The sequence below is a fragment of the Paraburkholderia sp. SEWSISQ10-3 4 genome (assembly GCF_030464785.1).
GTDB classification, from domain to species: Bacteria; Pseudomonadota; Gammaproteobacteria; order Burkholderiales; family Burkholderiaceae; genus Paraburkholderia; species Paraburkholderia aspalathi.
In genome coordinates this window covers 443,906-459,148 of the sequence record NZ_JALPRI010000002.1, presented here as the reverse complement: position 1 = coordinate 459,148, position 15,243 = coordinate 443,906, and the positions used below count along the sequence as shown (strand labels likewise).

Here is a 15,243-nt window from a genome sequence, read left to right as displayed (position 1 = left end):
TCCGGGTCGATAATCGTGGATTACACCGACTACACCGTTACGAGCCCTGCCATGGACATGGACACGCCCACTCCGTACCGCTACGAGCGCCTGGCTGAGCTCATCGTTGGCATGATCGACAATGGCGCGCTCGCGGCGGGCACGCGTCTGCCATCCGTGCGCGCCGTCAGCGAACAGCACAGCATCAGCATCTCCACGGTGTTACAGGCGTATCGCCTGCTCGAAGATCGCGGCATCCTCGTCGCGCGGCCGCAGTCAGGCTTTTACGTCGCGGGCTCGCGCCGCGGCGCACTCGCGTTGCCTTCGGTCTCCCGAGCGCGCGCGAAAGCGTCGACGGTGTCGATCAGCGGCGCGGTCGCGGGACTGCTCGAGCACGTATCGAATCCGGCGCTGGTGCCGCTCGGCTGCGCCGTACCCGACGCGGCGCTGCTGCAGTCGAAGCGGCTCGACCTCGCGCTCGCGCGTGCCGCACGTCAACACGGCACGCGCTACAACATCTATTGCGCACCGCAAGGCGACCCGCGCCTGCGCCGCGAAATCGCGAAACGGGCGATGCACTTCGGACATGCGCTGTCGCCCGACGACCTGCTCGTCACGAACGGCTGCACCGAGGCATTGACGCTCGCGCTGACCGCTGTCGCCAAACGGGGCGATTCGATTGCGATCGAATCGCCCACTTACTTTGGCCTCCTCCATACTCTCGAAGTGCTGGGCATGAAGGCCTTCGAGCTGCCCACCGACCCGACGCGCGGCATCGACGTCGACGCGCTCGCCCGCCTGCTCGATACGGAACCGGTGGCCGCCTGCGTACTGTCGTCGAATTTCAACAACCCGCTAGGCTGTGCGATGGCCGAAGCCGACAAGCGCTCGCTCCTTGCGCTGCTCGCACGGCATGCCGTGCCGCTGATCGAAGACGACGTCTACGGCGACATCCACTTCGGCCGCGAACGGCCCAAGCCGTTCATCGCGCTCGACGGCGGCGCCAATACAATCTACTGCAGCTCGTTTTCGAAGAGCCTCGCACCCGGCTATCGGGTCGGCTGGATCGTGGCGGGCGCCTATGCGCAACGGGTGATGGAACGCAAGCTGGCGTTCAGCCTCTGCTGCCCTGTCCTGCCTCAGGTCGCGCTCGCGGACTTTCTGGAGAGCGGCGCATACGATGCACACTTGCGCGGCGTGCGCCGCATCTTCGAAGAGAACCTCGGGCGCATGACGCGTGCGATCGAGACAAGCTTCCCGACCGACACAAAAGTGAGCAGGCCGGCAGGCGGCTTCATGCTCTGGCTGGAACTGCCGAGGCGCTTCGACTCGCGCGCGCTCTTCGACGAAGCACTCGAACAAGGCATTTGCTTCGCGCCTGGTGACGTCTTCTCCGCAAGTCGGCGCTTTCGCAACTGCCTCAGGCTGAGCGCCGGGCATGCGTGGGACCATCGCATAGAAGACGGCGTCCGTCGGCTGGGAGGGCTCGCGCAAGCGTTGCTCGAGGGTTGAGTGGCTTTAGTGCATGGACGTGGACACATATCGGGACCTGGCCGCTAGGCCGTTGTAAAGCATTCATGCAGCCACCGCGCGGCCGGCCCCAGCTCCCGGTCGCGGGAGCGCGCCGAAAACAGCATGATGGATGGCAGAACCGGTGAACGATTCCATGCCGCCACCCGCAGTCTGACAAGGCGGCCGCCGGCAAGATCGTCCTCGACCATATGCAAGGGCATGCTGCCCCAACCCATCCCGGCAAGCAGCATGGCGTGCTTGACACCGAGATCCGTGATGCGCCAGGACGATGTGCCGACCACGCCCAGATCCCGGCCTTGCGTGAATTCAGACCGGTCGCTGAGCACCAGTTGAGTATGCCGCGCAAGAACGCGCCGATCCGCTTGCGCATCATCGAGCGCAAGCGGATGGCCGGGCGCGGCCACCGGAACCAGTTGCACGTCGAAGGCAAAGGTTCGTTCGAGTTCCGCACCGAGCCCGCCGAAGTCGACGATCAAACCCAGATCCGCCTTGCCGTCCTGCAAAAGCGCAACCGATGCCCCCAGCGCTTCCAGCGTCAGGCGCAACTCAACCGTGGGAAAGCGTATCTGAAATGCCTTGAGCGATTCGAGTACTGACGACATGGGTGCGATTGGATCGACAACCAAAGACACGACTGCCTCGAGACCTTGTGCAAGCCAGTTCGCCTGCTCGCGGAATTGCCCGACCTCGTCGAGAATTCTACGGGCCCGCCCAAGGAGCGCCTGTCCGCGCGCACTCAGTTGCGGCCTGTACAGCGTCCGGTCGAACAGCTCACCGCCGATTTCCTCTTCAAGCCGCTTGACGGCATACGTAATGGCCGACTGGGTTCGGTCGAGTTTGCGTGCCGCCGCGGAAAAGCCTCCCGCGTCCACCACCGTGACGAACACGTGAAACTGATCAAGCGTTATCGCATTCATGATCATCAAAATACCAGATTGAGTTCATAAAAAAATTGCCCATTTTTTTAAGCGTAGAGGTTCGCTAAGCTAACTGCGGCATCAGAACGCGTCGTGGCATTCCGATTACCGAGGCCGGCCAGACAACATACCTCAAGGAATCCGATTCATTCGACGCGTCGACATTCAGAGAACTAAATCAATAATTGTGGAGACAGGAATGGATCGGTTTGGCTCGCTCATTGTAATTTTCACGCTTATAACGTCAGCCGCTGCGTTGACGACCGCTTGTGGAAGCAACGACGTTGCGTCGGATCCCTCCGTTGTGCAAACCGAGCAAGGCCTGGCAAAAGGCACGGTAGCCAATGGCGTCAGCGAATTTCTCGGCCTGCCGTATGCCGCACCGCCAGTGGGCCCGTTACGCTGGAAACCGCCTACCGCGGCTGCGCACTACACCGGCACCTACAACGCAAGCACCGCGCGCTCGCAGTGCGTTCAGGGCAGCGCCACGGCCGCAACGGGTAGCGAAGACTGTCTCTATCTGAATATCTACCGGCCGCGCAATGCTGCGTCTACCTCGGCACTACCTGTCATCTTCGCCATTCACGGCGGCGGTTTCGCGGTTGGCTCGAGCGCCTTTATCGATGGGACTTCGCTTGCCAAAAACGACAACGTAATTGTCGTGTCGATCAACTATCGGTTAAATGCACTCGGGTTTCTGGCCCACCCTGCTCTGACCGCCGAAGACACCCAACACGCATCAGGCAACTACGGTTTGCTGGACCAGAATGCCGCGCTGTCATGGGTCAAACGCAATATTGCCGCGTTCGGCGGCAACCCGGACAACATCACAATCACCGGTGGTTCCGCAGGCGGTATCTCGGTCTTCACACATATGGTCTCGCCCATGTCGGCCGGACTCTTTGCAAAGGCTGCGCCGCAAAGCGGCGGCTTCACCCGCGTTCAGGCTACGCTGGCTCAGGCTGAATCGGATGGCGTGAGCTTCACGAGTCAATGGGGATGCACGACAGGTTCGTCCGCCGACATTGCAGCCTGCCTACGCAACGTGCCTGCCGCTGCGACGCTGCAGAACAATCCACCGGCATGGCTTCCCAACGTGGACGGCCGCTTCCTGACGATGTCTACTTCTGTAACATTCAGCACGGGGCAGTTCAACAAGGTCCCAATCATGACGGGGTTCGTGGATGACGAGGGCACCTACTTTGTCGCCGCGGCTTTCGACGCTAACGGGCAACCAGTGACTTCCAGCGGCTATGTCCCAACGATACAAGGATTTCTTGGCGTGGACGGCAACGCCACCGCTGCGCTCTATCCGCTCAGCCAGTACAAATCACCGAGTCAGGCGCTCGCAAGGGTGTATGGCGACTATAGGGTGATCTGCGGAATCATGCAGGACACGGACAATATCGCGCGTTTCGCGCCCTCTGCTTTTGTCTACCAGTTCTCGGAGAAGACACCGTATAGCACGAACACCCTGATCTCAACGCTGCCACCGACCAATATCGACTACGGCGCCTTTCACGGCTCGGACACCGACTACTGGTTCGCGCAAATGGTCAACCCGACGGCGAGCCAGACGCAGCTTGCTACGACCATGTCGACGTCGATTGCCAATTTCGCCAGGAGCGGTAATCCTGGCGTGACGGGTACCCCGCAATGGCAGCAGTATTCGGGGGCCAACCGACAAGTATTTAGCTTCGGCGACACGCTGAACGCCAACTTCGATGCCTACACCGCGCATCAATGCGCGTACTGGTATCAGCAGACGCCTTCGACGCATTTATAAGCGAGTATCGGCTACGACGGTTGGCGATCTGCCGCCGTCGTAACCACCATAGATAACGTTGCCGGGGCGCTCCGTGCGCCCGACCCACCCTCCCATAGCGCTGCGCTGCCTTGCGTACGCCTGCCCCAAAAAATACAGAATCGGCTGGAGAACTTTGCCCGACTGCGCCAACACGCCAAATCGGCGGATGCGGCGGCCACAACCAGCACCGACGCGGGTACGTGTTAAGTGTTCGGTTAGTTCAGATAAGCCAAAACTAATTGTTTTATTTCCATGATTTTTCATGGTCGCCCAACCACGCAACATCTCTCCGAACCAACGCCCCCAATAACGATCGGAGGATCACCATGTCTTTTAAACGAAATTCCGCCCGCATTCTTCTTGCGGTTGCGGCCGGCGCACTTGCACAGACTGGCGCCGTTGCGCAGACGACACCGCAGACACAGGTGCCAGGTCAGTTTAAGGTCGGCATGGAGATCAGCTACCCACCTTTCGAATCATACGAAGGCGACCAGGTCGTCGGCTCCGATCCCGAATTGGCACGTCTGCTTGCCAGGCAACTGGGAGCGAGCGCGAGTTTCGTCGATACCCGCTTCTCAGGCCTCATTCTTGGACTCAATTCTGGCCACTACGATGCGGTCATTTCCGGGATGTACGTGACTCCGGAACGGGTGGCCCAGGCTCGAGTCATTCCTTACGCTCAAACGGGCGCGGCAATCCTTGTGTTGGCCTCTGGGCAACTCAAGCCGCAAGTACCGGAAGCGCTCTGCGGTCTCAGTGTTGGCGTGGAGCAAGGTGCGTCATGGGCCCCGACGCTACGCTCCGTCTCGCAAAACTACTGCAAGGCGCACGGAAAGAGCGAAATCAGCGTGAGCGAGTTCCCGTCGGCACCTGAAGCAATGCAAGCCCTGCTGTCTCACAACGTGCAGGCTCAAATGGAAATCGCTGGCGCCGCACGCGCGCTGGCGGCCAAATCCTCGGGCCGCGTGGTTGTCACATCGACTCAACTGATCTATCCACAAACGCTCGGCATCTATGTGAAGAAGGACAATTCCAGTCTCTTCGATGCACTGAGCAAGGCGCTGGATAAATTACAAAACAGCGGAGAGTACGGAGTAATCCTGAAGAAGTACGACCTCGTGCCGCCCGCAAAATCCTCCTGATCTCAATGCCATTACGTCCGCGTTTCGACGCGGTACGAGGTTTCCATGCGCTTCGATTTCGAATACTTCCTCTCACTGTTTTCGCGGCCAGCCTTCTGGCAAGCCAGTGTCACCGTCATGGAACTCAGCGCCCTATCCTGGGGGCTCGGCATGATTCTGGGTTTTCCGCTGGCCGTAGCGAAGCTATCCGGCAAACGCTGGCTGACAATGCCGGCGAACCTGTATATCTGGTTCTTTCGCAGTGTGCCGTTGCTGGTTGTGATTGTCTTCGTCTTCAACCTACCCCAGCTCATTCCGTCTAGCGGCGCCGCATTGTCACATCCGTTCTTTGCCGGCTTTGTATCGCTCGTGGTCACTGAGGCGGCATACATGGCGGAGATTCATCGCGGTGGTCTGCTGTCAGTCGCCCGTGGACAATACGAAGCCGGTACCGCTCTGGGTATCCGCTCTATCGGCCTGCAACGACTTGTGGTTATACCGCAGGCATTCCGCATTGCGCTGCCAACGCTGATCAACGAATTCATCACCTGCGTGAAGCTCACGTCGCTGGTTTCGGTGATCTCGCTAACAGAATTGCTGATGGTCGGTCAGCGTCTCTATGCTCAGAACTTTCTGGTGCTGGAGACTCTTCTGGCAATCGCAATCTACTATGTGCTGATTGTTACTGTTTTCGGCTGGCTACTGCAGCACGTGGAACGACGGCTCGATCTGACGCGGCGACGATCGGGAACGATCTCCGAAATGACGCTGTCGACGCTGCTCCATAGCCTTCCCCCATCGCGCGCGACGCCTGCCGCATCCCATGAAAAAGGCGTTTCAGGCGCACTTCAACTGACGAATCTCCACAAGCGCTACGGAGATCACGAAGTGCTGAAGGGCATTGACCTTGAGGTGGGCGTGGGGGAAGTCATTTCCATCATCGGCCCTTCCGGTTCAGGAAAAACCTCACTTATCCGCACCGTGAACGCACTCGAGTTCATCGATCGGGGCGAGATTTCGTTATTCGGAGAACCGTTCATCAAAGCAGGCGACCCGTCGGGGAATCGCCGCACAAGAGAGGGTGTCAGCCACATCGGGATGGTGTTTCAGAGTTTCAACCTGTTCCCTCACCGAACCATTCTCGACAATATCGTCATGGCGCCGCAATACCATGGGCGTGGCACTGCAGAGAAGCTGAGCACACGGGCGCTGTCGCTCCTGAACAAGGTGGGCTTACTCGCTCATGCGTACAAGTATCCACACCAACTATCAGGCGGCCAACAGCAACGTGTTGCAATTGCTCGAGCGCTAGCAATGGACCCGGCAATCATGTTGTTTGACGAACCTACCTCAGCGCTTGATCCTGAACTGGTTGGCGATGTTCTGAAGGTCATCGGCGATCTGGCCAGGGAAGGAATGACGATGATCATCGTGACTCACGAGATGGATTTCGCGATGTCTATCTCGGATCGGGTCGTCTTTATGGAGCGCGGTGTAATACAACTTGCTGCTTCGCCTGATTCGATTCGCAACGATCCGGCCGCAGAGCGCGTGCGCCGCTTCATCGGACTCGAATCCCCTGCTACTGACGCAATGGCAAGCACGGCGCCAGGTTGAATCCACGTTCGTTACTGCGTTAGGAGGGGCGCATCAACTCCCGAGTTGTCGCTTCAGGATGTCACGAAACTTCTGGACCAGTGGCTCCTTCGAACGTCCACGCCGTACGACCAGTGAAAAGGGGGCGTGAAAGCCAAAGCTTGCGGGCGACAACACGCGCAATCGTCCCTGGTCGACCCACGGCTGGGCGAAATGTTCTGGCAGAAAGCCTATGTACGCACCCGACAGGATGAGTATCAATTGGCCTTCCATGCTATCCACGGTTGCCTCTGTCGCCTTGAGACCATGGCGTGCGTGCTCGGCCTGATTCCAGTAAGCCCGGCCGACCATCCTCTGCTGAGCCAGTTCCGCTTCCGAAACGCGATGCGCGCCGAATAGCGGATGACTGTCGCCGCAATAGAGCCAATGCTGCTCCCGATAGAGAGATTGATACAGCAATCCATTCATTCTCAACTGGAAGGCGCCAACCGCCATGTCCAGCCGATTGCCTAACAGACTCAACTGCAATTCGTATGGACTTTGCAAGTGCAGGTAGAGGTGAACGGCCGGATACTCATGCGTGAATATACCGATCGCGCTGGCCAGTGGTAGCGACTGATCGGTTACTAGTGCGTCGAGCACACCAAGCTTGAGACTGCCGCGTAACTCTCCTTTAAGTCCGGCGGCATAGCGCTCGAATCCCTCCACTTCACCGAGTAGCCGCATCGCCTCTTCGTGAAATTCCGCTCCCTTTTGCGTGAGGCTGAAACCGCCCCGGCCTCGATGGCAAAGCACCACGCCTACCAGTGCTTCCAGTTGGCTCATGTAGGTGCTGATTGCCGAAGTGGAGAGGTTCAACTCCTGCTGAGCGCTAGCAAAGCCTTGATGGCGTACTACGCAAGTGAAAATTCGCAGCAGGCGTGCTTCGGGTATCACTGTGCTCAACGCAAACTCCACTATGAAAGACAGACAGTTTTCCGGGCATTGCCACCACCTGCATGAATACCCGCAAATTTCGAAGCAGGCAATACTTCAGAAAATCTTGAACCAAATTTTTGCCGCTACCGATTTGTTCCCGTTCGGTCAGGCGGCATGATGAATCCGTTGATGTCCGCTTGCTATAGGTGATATCCGCGAGTGCAACCACGTTCTGACCACCACCCGGATGCTACGCGACGTTTCGCGTTCCAGGTGGCGCCATAGTCCGCTGGATTCTGTCCGCATTCACTTAACTTCGATACAGACTCATATGGCCAACCCCAACACATCAGTAGCAATCCTTGACACCGAAGAGAGCCGACTGCGCGAAGAACTGGCATCGCTCTACCGCCTGCTCGCGCATTTCCGGATGACGGATCTGATCGACACGCACGTTACCGCACGGTTACCGGGCGCCACCCCGACCTTTCTGATCAACCGGTATGGCGTGCTTTTCCATGAAGTGACCGCATCAGACCTCGTCAAGATAGATTGTGACGGAAACGTGATTGATAAGCGTGCTCATTCGATGCCCGGGCATTTCCGGGTCAACGCCGCTGGATTCACGATTCACTCGGCAATTCACATGGCTCGCGAAGACCTTACCTTCGTGATCCATACGCATACGGCTGCCGGGATCGCTGTGTCGGCGCAAACAGACGGTCTGATGCCGATCAGCCAACACGCGTTGAAATTTTTCAATCGGATCGGCTATCACGACTATGAAGGAATCGCGCTCGATCTCGATGAGCGTGCACGTCTGATCGCGGATCTGGGACCGCATAAGGCAATGATTCTGTCCAATCACGGGCTGCTTGCCGGCGGCACTTCGGCTGCGGAAGCATTTCACGAGATCTATATGCTCGAGCGCGCGTGCCAGGCACAAATTCAGGCGATGTCTGGTGGCACGCGCCTGATCATGCCTGGCGTCGAAGTATGTGAGCGCACTGCGAGACAGTTCGAGATGGATTGCGCTGACGGCGTGATCGATCTCGCGTGGGACGCCGCCTTACGCCTTCTTCAGGACTAAGCGTCTTTTGATGGACGCACACAACTGCGCTTTCAGACCGGCGCCAGAACACTGCGTGCCCGCCCCGCGCCCCTCCTCGTCTATCACCAATGCCATATAGCCGGGCCCATACCCGACACGCATACTGCAATCAGCCTAAGCGTCTCTGCAACCTCGCCCGATCGCACTCACTCCGTTCCACGGAGCGACCCGCTTTCTCCCTGGACACGGCGCACATCGGCGCTTCGGTTCGGCGCAGTGGGTGCAGGCGCCGCCACTTCTAAAGGAGAGTCAAAATGAAGACAGCACTTTTACTGGTCAGCGGCGTGCTCTGCGCGTGCTCATGGCAGGCAAACGCGCAGGACACCACCGCGCAACAGCCGCCGACGGCGACCGAAATCATGAACAGTTCGCAAGGGCCAGACATGTCGACCAACTCGATGTCGGGCGGCGCCGCGACTCAGCAGGGCAAAACCCGCGCCGATGTCTATCAGGACCTCGTGCGCTCGCAGCGGAACGGAGAAGCCGCAAGGCTCCAGGAGCTTTTCAAGGGAGGTCAATGATCTTCCTGTCCGCTCCGAATGCCTGCAGCGGACGCACGTGATGCACATGACGCAGGTAACGCACGACGAGGACCGGGTGAACAAGACCCGGTCCTCGGCGCGCTATGGCTTCGCTACAGCTTGATACCTCTTTTCTTCCAGCGCGGCGAAGGCAACCTGCCGGAGCCCGCCCGAATCGCAGGCAGACGCGGCACATAGGCGTGTTGACCGATCGCTACCGGCGGTGGGTTCAACGTGCCGACACATGAGCCTAGCAGGTGAGGAACCGACGCGACCTGATCCGGATCGAGGGAATTCGCCTCGGTTTCAATCCACACGCGAGCGGAAGGCTGAGGCGTGAACGTATTGGGCTGCAATCCATTCGCGTGCTCGATGATTTTTTGCCTCGCCAGCAAGCGTGCCACCTGCGGCGCCGCGGCGCTGGTTCCACTCAACGCAACGAGGCAGCCGCTGCGCGTACTCGCAGCCAGCACACCTGCGCATGCGACGGAGTCTTCGCTGACCGCCGCCGCATCCGGACCCAATCGCTGCGTCGCCAGAAGAGAAGGTCCGGTCGATGAGTAAGTCGCCGCGCGTCCATCAGTCCTGCGATAGGCACCGACCACGACGGTGTGCTCGCCGGTCGCAATGGAACTCAACGTGCCGCCACGCTTGATCCACGTCGGCGGATCGCCTTGGTCGAAGTCCCGCACGTGGGCTCCAAAAACAAACCGCTTGTATGCCGGATCCTCGAAGCGCGACTGGCGCCCTCGCAATGGATAGCCGTAGGCCGTTTCATTACGCTGCACCCACGCATGAATCTCCAGATCGTCACTCGACCCGTTCGTCAACGTCACGGTCCAGTTGCCCGCCGGCGCCGGATCGCGCTGAGACTGATTCATCGTCGTAGGGGCGAGTGCAATCAGGATCATCTTGCAGTCCCCCGTCGCGACGCAGTCCAGATAGACCACCGTGCACAGCACATTGCGCCCCGGTTGCCACGTGTAGAGATTCTCGACGGGAAACGCGGGGCTTGTGTCTCCCCCCGGAGGTGTGATCTGAACGGTCAGCTTGGATACGTCGACATGCTTCGGCAACCATATCTCAAGAAAGCCAGGCGTGGCGCAATCGGGCAGGACACGCCACGTAAGCGGGCTCGACGTTCCTTTTTTAACCAGGAGTTCCGCGTGACAGCGCAGCATGTTGCTGTTTCCCGCGGGTATGACGATGGATAGATCGCGATGCAGACCGATCAGTTCGTCCATCGCGCATTCAATGATCGAACTGCCGTCGTGCGGACCCGCCATATAGCCATAGCTCAGGTTGAGTACAACCGAGTACTCTGCGCCGTCGGCAAGATCGTCGGCGCGACGCAGGAGGTAGCGGATCGCGTCGAGCGCGTGAACGGCGAACCAGAGCCCGGAGGTGTCGCGAATCGTTCGCCCTGCCGTCTTGAACTGGACGCATAGGATACGCGGCGGTTGAACCGTTCCCGTCCGCTCCCCTTCAAGGGTCAACGCGGCGGCCTCGATCTTGTTGGGCCTCACGCCGCACGCGAGATCCATGACCTCCGTGCCGTGTGCCCAGCGTTTGCGCGCACCGACGTAACCGTTGAGTCGATACACGGCGTCTTCATCGACGAGTCCGTTGCACGCGCACTGTTTAAGCAAGCCGTTAATCCGGTCGCTGTCTAGCTCACGCCCATAGTGCACATTGAGCGGTCCTGCCGCCGCGTCATCCTGATTCCAGAAGTATTCGATGCGAGTCGACGGATCATCGCCGACGGTACGAAAGCGTTCGTGAGCGAACGCCAGGCCATCGTCCATGACACCCATGAACACGGCGTGCGGCTGGTCAGCCGCGGCAGTGGACGCTGCGCCTCGTTGAGCGATGGGAACGAAGACGGGCGCCTTTCCCGGCAAGGGCGCTTTGGAACCAGGAGCCAAAGACGGCGCCGCGTCGCCAGGAGCGATCGGCATTCCGAGTTCGAAGCGCTTTACGACACCCTTCATGGCACGATCGATTTCTTTGAAGAACCGCTCTGTCACGATCGCAGTCAGGAAGCGCGACGCTTCCAGGTCATGCGGCGGAAAGAGATAGACGGTCGATACCTGAATCCACGTCTTCCACGCGGCGTTTCCGTTTTCCAAACTCTCCGCAAACGTCTGCGCGGTAAGGGGCGTAGCGGCCGCTCCTGGCCAGTGCGCTTCCAGTTCGAGGATGACGCGCACCCACGTGGGTTGCCCTCCGAGGTGAGCAAACGCCGTTGTGTCCGCCCACGCCAGATAGGGGTCGGCACGAGTGCTGTTAGCAGCCCGTCCGATCCAGTTGAGACCGCTCCACGCGCCGCCACCCGCCAAAGATTGCCAGCTCATATGCCACCTCGTATGCCACCTTTTCCGCACGCATCGACAGCTTACGGCTAACGCGTGTTCTGGAGACTCTTGCCCGTCCACTCGCTCGCCGCCTGGTTCCATAGCCACGACAGAATGGCGGATCCATCCACGGCCGTTTGCGTAGAGTCCCAGTCGATGAACGAGAAATAGGCTCGCACCTGTGGCGCGGTCATGCCCGAATTGTTCAGGATGTAGGTGGCGACATCGGTGTTGCTCAGCGGCTCGTGATAGTCGAAGTCCGGGTTGCCGCGCGGACCATTGGCGTTGATGCTGTTGCCCTTGAAATAGCGCGGAGTAATCATGCCGTTGCCGCCAAGCTTTCGCTTACACCGCGCAACAAAGTATTCCCCGAGTGAAGTACCGAGCACGTGCCCCGCAATGCTGTCGATCGGAAAATGCACACCCGCTACCGTGCGATTCACCGCGACGCGGTACGCCTGCCTCATCACCTGCTGTTGGAATACGGAGCCAGGCCCCTCATTGAACAATGCGCACAGCACTACCGCGATAATGAACGCCTGGGTCGAATGGCCGCTTGGTAGCGAGCCATGCCCTGGCGTCTGGATCATCGGCTGGACCTGGGTCGAATACTCGATCGGCCTTTGTGCCGCGATCGCATGCTTGAAACGAATTTCCGCGAAGATCGCGAATCGCACAGCGGTATCGAGCAGTTCGAGCGTCTTCGGCGTGCGGCTCGGGTGCAGAAAGATGAGAGTGCTCCAGAACGCCACTTGCGGACCCATCTGACACAGTATCTCCGCGGCGCGGTCCTCGCGCAGGTCCGAATAGAAGTCCAGCCAGTCGAGTTGTTTCGTGAAAACGGCCACGTCCGGGCGGCTCAAGGAGACGATATCCACGTCCGCGCCGCCTTGTGCGATTGCCCGGTGAGACAGCGTGGCGGTAGCAGGGTTTGGAAACGAAAAGCGCAAACTGCTCAGCAGTTCGAAATCGAGCACCGTCGCGCGGACCCAGGGCTCCCAGCGCCACAGTTGAGCGGGATCGTCGAGCGCAGGCGCGGTAGGGAGATCCTGCAGTTTCTGATTGTCGAAGTTGAGCGTCACCAGTTCCGGAGTCCGCCAACTGCCCACGATCCCGTCGCGGTGTCCGATCAGCGCTTCCGCGAGAAGCCGCGGGTCGCCCGAACTACCGCCGCCCGCATCATAGACACCGCCCGCGCCGCCACCGCCGGGCGGAATGCCAGCGCCGCCCGCCCCACCAGCACCACCCGCACCGCCTGCCCCGCCCGCACCGCCAAGTCCGCTCACGATATGTCTCCACTCTCAGGGATCCAGCACCGCATTCATTGCTTCTTTTATCTAACCAGGCAATCCCGCCTGACGAAGTGCCTCCGACCAGATCTTGCCGGTCTTGTATGCGCCGCTAGGCGAGCGTTCGAGATAACGTTGCACCGTCAGCGTCGGATCGATGGCCAGCACTTCGCCGACCGTCAGACGCGCCGCCTCGACGTTGCCGAGCAGCGACTGCGCGATCGCCAGCGCGCGTAACGTGGACGTGTTGGTACGGTTCACCCGCAGGGACCGTTGCGCCAGTTCCACCGCGCGTTCGTAGCGGCCTGCGGATAGCGCTGCCGTGGCTCCGAGCGATTCGTAGAAATAGCGCAAGGGATCGAGCGGCGAAAGGCGGAGGGCACGCTCGGTTGCGTCGACCGCCTCCTCGCCCTCGCCTTCGAATGCGTGCAGCGTGCCTTTGAGCAGCCATGCAAGCGAATCGTTGGGATTGACCGAGAGCGCGAGCGCGTAGCGCTGCTGCGCGACGTCGAGTTGCTTGAGCAGATTCGTGTACACGAATCCGTCGATAGTCAACGCGAGCGAACACTCAGGATCGGCGTCCAGCGCCTGTCGCGTGCATTCGAGCGCTATATGCGCTTCACCGCGGCGGTCGTCAGTCCAGCCGCGATTGAAGCGCAGGACATGCCACTTGGCGAGCCAGGCATGCGGCAATGCCTGTCTGCGCGCGCGCTCGATCACCGCGTCCAGCATGTCTCGCGCGCGATTGAAGTCGTCCGCTACGCCGCGATGCATCAGCACGATAGCGCTCATCAGCAGTGTCGAGATTTCGAGCGTGGGCAACGCCTGCGATCGTGCCCGATGCAGTTCGCGATTGATGATCGCATTGCTGACCCCGCCGACCACCCGGCCGATCAGTTCGTCTTCGCCGAGCATGATCTCGGACGTGCGGCCTCTGATGCTCTCGGTCCACAAGATGTGACGCGATTTGGCCTCGGCGAGTTCGGCGACGAGCACGAACTGATCGCCCGACATGCGATATGCGCCCGACAGCACGTAACGCGCGCCGAGAAACCCGCTGATTTCGTCGAGCGACGCGCCGCGCTCGCGAAACGCGGTCGTGGACAAACGCGAGATCACCTGAAGCTCGGCCGTGCGAGACAAGGAGGAAATGATTTCGTCAGCGAGCACTTCGCCGAGCATCCGCTGTTCGACGCCGCCGCCACGCAAGATGAAAGGAATCACCGCAATGGTGGGCCGCAGCTCCGGCAAAAAACCAGCGCCACGCTCGATCAGCGGACGTGGCCCAGGCGGGCCGATCCGATAGGCACGCACCGGATGCTCGAAATGCTTCAGATGGCATTCGCCGAGGTCGTCGATTTCCGCATCCAGTTCGGACGTCAGCTGGTCCCGTACCTGCGCGGACACCACGATCTCTCCCGGTCCCGCCAGCGTGTAGAGGCGCGCAGCCAGATTGACGCCGCGGCCGTACACATCACGCTCGTCTTCGTACAACTCCGTGACGTGCAAGCCCATCCGCAAGAGCATGTGCGTGCTCGCCGGCTCGCCTGCGTTGGCCTCGCGCGACGCGCGCTGGATCGCAAAGGTCGCGGCGAGTCCATCCTGCAGGCGCACGAACGTGACCATGAGTCCGTCGCCCTCGGTTCTGATCAGGCGGCCGGCATGCGCAGGCACCAATTCATTCTCGATCCGCGCCTTGAACGCGCGCCAGCGCCGCGCTGCTTCGACCTCGTTATCCTGCATCAGCCTGCAGGATTCAACGAGATCCATAAACAGCACGGAGCGAACGACACAAACCAGGCCATCCGGTAAATGGGGGAAATCTGCCATGACGTTTATTCAAGCCATTTTGTGGGCGTGCACGGTCCTATACGCAAAGGACTTCACTGTCCCAGCGCATTCTTTCAAATGTCACGTCGGAAGAGCCGCGCCCACGCAAGCGCAACCTTTCAGCGTTGAGCCGAAATGCTCGAAATGGTGAATCTCGCCGCCTGACGGGGCGACGCGGACGCGCGGCCGATGTCTTCAGCAGACTGGCGATTTGTATGTGTTATAGGTCAAAAAAACATCGGGAAAATGGCTTTTTTTGCCCGCGGT

General features: G+C 59.9%; 12 protein-coding genes. 6 read left to right on the top strand and 6 right to left on the bottom strand.

Annotated elements, in window-relative coordinates; genetic code table 11:
- Positions 1-51: 51 nt before the first annotated feature.
- Positions 52-1,491: a PLP-dependent aminotransferase family protein gene (locus M0D68_RS07815; RefSeq protein ID WP_266224118.1), complete on the top strand. Its 1,440-nt coding sequence runs from the start codon at positions 52-54 to the stop codon at positions 1,489-1,491.
- 44 nt (positions 1,492-1,535) lie between these two features.
- On the opposite strand, the gene M0D68_RS07810 is transcribed toward M0D68_RS07815, so the two are convergent.
- Complete coding sequence (locus M0D68_RS07810; RefSeq protein ID WP_211705509.1) at positions 1,536-2,429, bottom strand: LysR family transcriptional regulator; 894 nt, start codon at positions 2,427-2,429, stop codon at positions 1,536-1,538.
- A gap of 304 nt (positions 2,430-2,733) precedes the next feature.
- Here M0D68_RS07810 and M0D68_RS07805 point away from each other — a divergent pair, with 304 nt between their 5' ends.
- Positions 2,734-4,215, top strand: a complete 1,482-nt coding sequence (locus M0D68_RS07805) for a carboxylesterase/lipase family protein (RefSeq protein WP_211705511.1) — start codon at positions 2,734-2,736, stop codon at positions 4,213-4,215.
- Here the strand turns inward: M0D68_RS07805 and M0D68_RS07800 are convergent.
- Positions 4,210-4,500, bottom strand: a complete 291-nt coding sequence (locus M0D68_RS07800) for a hypothetical protein (protein WP_266224117.1) — start codon at positions 4,498-4,500, stop codon at positions 4,210-4,212. The two genes, M0D68_RS07805 and M0D68_RS07800, sit on opposite strands and share 6 nt — an antisense overlap.
- Positions 4,501-4,562: 62 nt before the next feature.
- Between M0D68_RS07800 and M0D68_RS07795 the strand changes: the two genes are divergently transcribed.
- Together M0D68_RS07795 and M0D68_RS07790 are read left to right on the top strand one after the other, a co-directional pair.
- Positions 4,563-5,378: a transporter substrate-binding domain-containing protein gene (locus tag M0D68_RS07795; protein WP_211705513.1), complete on the top strand. Its 816-nt coding sequence runs from the start codon at positions 4,563-4,565 to the stop codon at positions 5,376-5,378.
- Positions 5,379-5,423: 45 nt separating this feature from the next.
- Positions 5,424-6,974, top strand: a complete 1,551-nt coding sequence (locus M0D68_RS07790; protein WP_301711859.1) for an amino acid ABC transporter permease/ATP-binding protein — start codon at positions 5,424-5,426, stop codon at positions 6,972-6,974.
- A gap of 33 nt (positions 6,975-7,007) precedes the next feature.
- On the opposite strand, the gene M0D68_RS07785 is transcribed toward M0D68_RS07790, so the two are convergent.
- Positions 7,008-7,889, bottom strand: a complete 882-nt coding sequence (locus M0D68_RS07785; protein ID WP_244869700.1) for a LysR family transcriptional regulator — start codon at positions 7,887-7,889, stop codon at positions 7,008-7,010.
- Positions 7,890-8,202: 313 nt separating this feature from the next.
- On the opposite strand from M0D68_RS07785, the gene M0D68_RS07780 reads away from it, so the two are divergent.
- Positions 8,203-8,961 carry a class II aldolase/adducin family protein gene (locus M0D68_RS07780; RefSeq protein WP_211705517.1) on the top strand — a complete coding sequence of 253 codons (759 nt, stop codon included), beginning with the start codon at positions 8,203-8,205 and terminating at the stop codon, positions 8,959-8,961.
- A gap of 275 nt (positions 8,962-9,236) precedes the next feature.
- Entirely contained in the window at positions 9,237-9,503 is a 267-nt protein-coding gene (locus M0D68_RS07775) for a DUF4148 domain-containing protein (protein WP_093640156.1), read from the top strand.
- Between the two features lie 113 nt (positions 9,504-9,616).
- Here M0D68_RS07775 and M0D68_RS07770 read toward each other — a convergent pair whose 3' ends face one another.
- The 3 genes from M0D68_RS07770 to M0D68_RS07760 are packed head-to-tail and all read right to left on the bottom strand — an operon-like array spanning position 9,617 to position 14,916.
- Complete coding sequence (locus tag M0D68_RS07770) at positions 9,617-11,857, bottom strand: S8 family serine peptidase (protein ID WP_266211087.1); 2,241 nt, start codon at positions 11,855-11,857, stop codon at positions 9,617-9,619.
- Positions 11,858-11,904: 47 nt separating this feature from the next.
- Positions 11,905-13,143: a phosphatase PAP2 family protein gene (locus tag M0D68_RS07765; RefSeq protein WP_200651997.1), complete on the bottom strand. Its 1,239-nt coding sequence runs from the start codon at positions 13,141-13,143 to the stop codon at positions 11,905-11,907.
- Between the two features lie 51 nt (positions 13,144-13,194).
- The gene (locus M0D68_RS07760; RefSeq protein WP_266211088.1) at positions 13,195-14,916 is read right to left on the bottom strand and encodes an adenylate/guanylate cyclase domain-containing protein; all 1,722 of its coding nucleotides are present in this window, start codon (positions 14,914-14,916) and stop codon (positions 13,195-13,197) included.
- Between the last annotated feature and the right edge of the window lie 327 nt (positions 14,917-15,243).

Bases quoted from the DNA above. Each gene is read 5' to 3' on its own strand.
- M0D68_RS07815 (WP_266224118.1), top strand. From the start codon at position 52: ATGGACATGGACACGCCCACTCCGTACCGCTACGAGCGCCTGGCTGAG.
- M0D68_RS07810 (WP_211705509.1), bottom strand. From the start codon at position 2,429: ATGAATGCGATAACGCTTGATCAGTTTCACGTGTTCGTCACGGTGGTG.
- M0D68_RS07800 (WP_266224117.1), bottom strand. From the start codon at position 4,500: ATGAAAAATCATGGAAATAAAACAATTAGTTTTGGCTTATCTGAACTA.
- M0D68_RS07795 (WP_211705513.1), top strand. From the start codon at position 4,563: ATGTCTTTTAAACGAAATTCCGCCCGCATTCTTCTTGCGGTTGCGGCC.
- M0D68_RS07790 (WP_301711859.1), top strand. From the start codon at position 5,424: ATGCGCTTCGATTTCGAATACTTCCTCTCACTGTTTTCGCGGCCAGCC.
- M0D68_RS07780 (WP_211705517.1), top strand. From the start codon at position 8,203: ATGGCCAACCCCAACACATCAGTAGCAATCCTTGACACCGAAGAGAGC.
- M0D68_RS07775 (WP_093640156.1), top strand. From the start codon at position 9,237: ATGAAGACAGCACTTTTACTGGTCAGCGGCGTGCTCTGCGCGTGCTCA.
- M0D68_RS07770 (WP_266211087.1), bottom strand. From the start codon at position 11,857: ATGAGCTGGCAATCTTTGGCGGGTGGCGGCGCGTGGAGCGGTCTCAAC.
- M0D68_RS07760 (WP_266211088.1), bottom strand. From the start codon at position 14,916: ATGGATCTCGTTGAATCCTGCAGGCTGATGCAGGATAACGAGGTCGAA.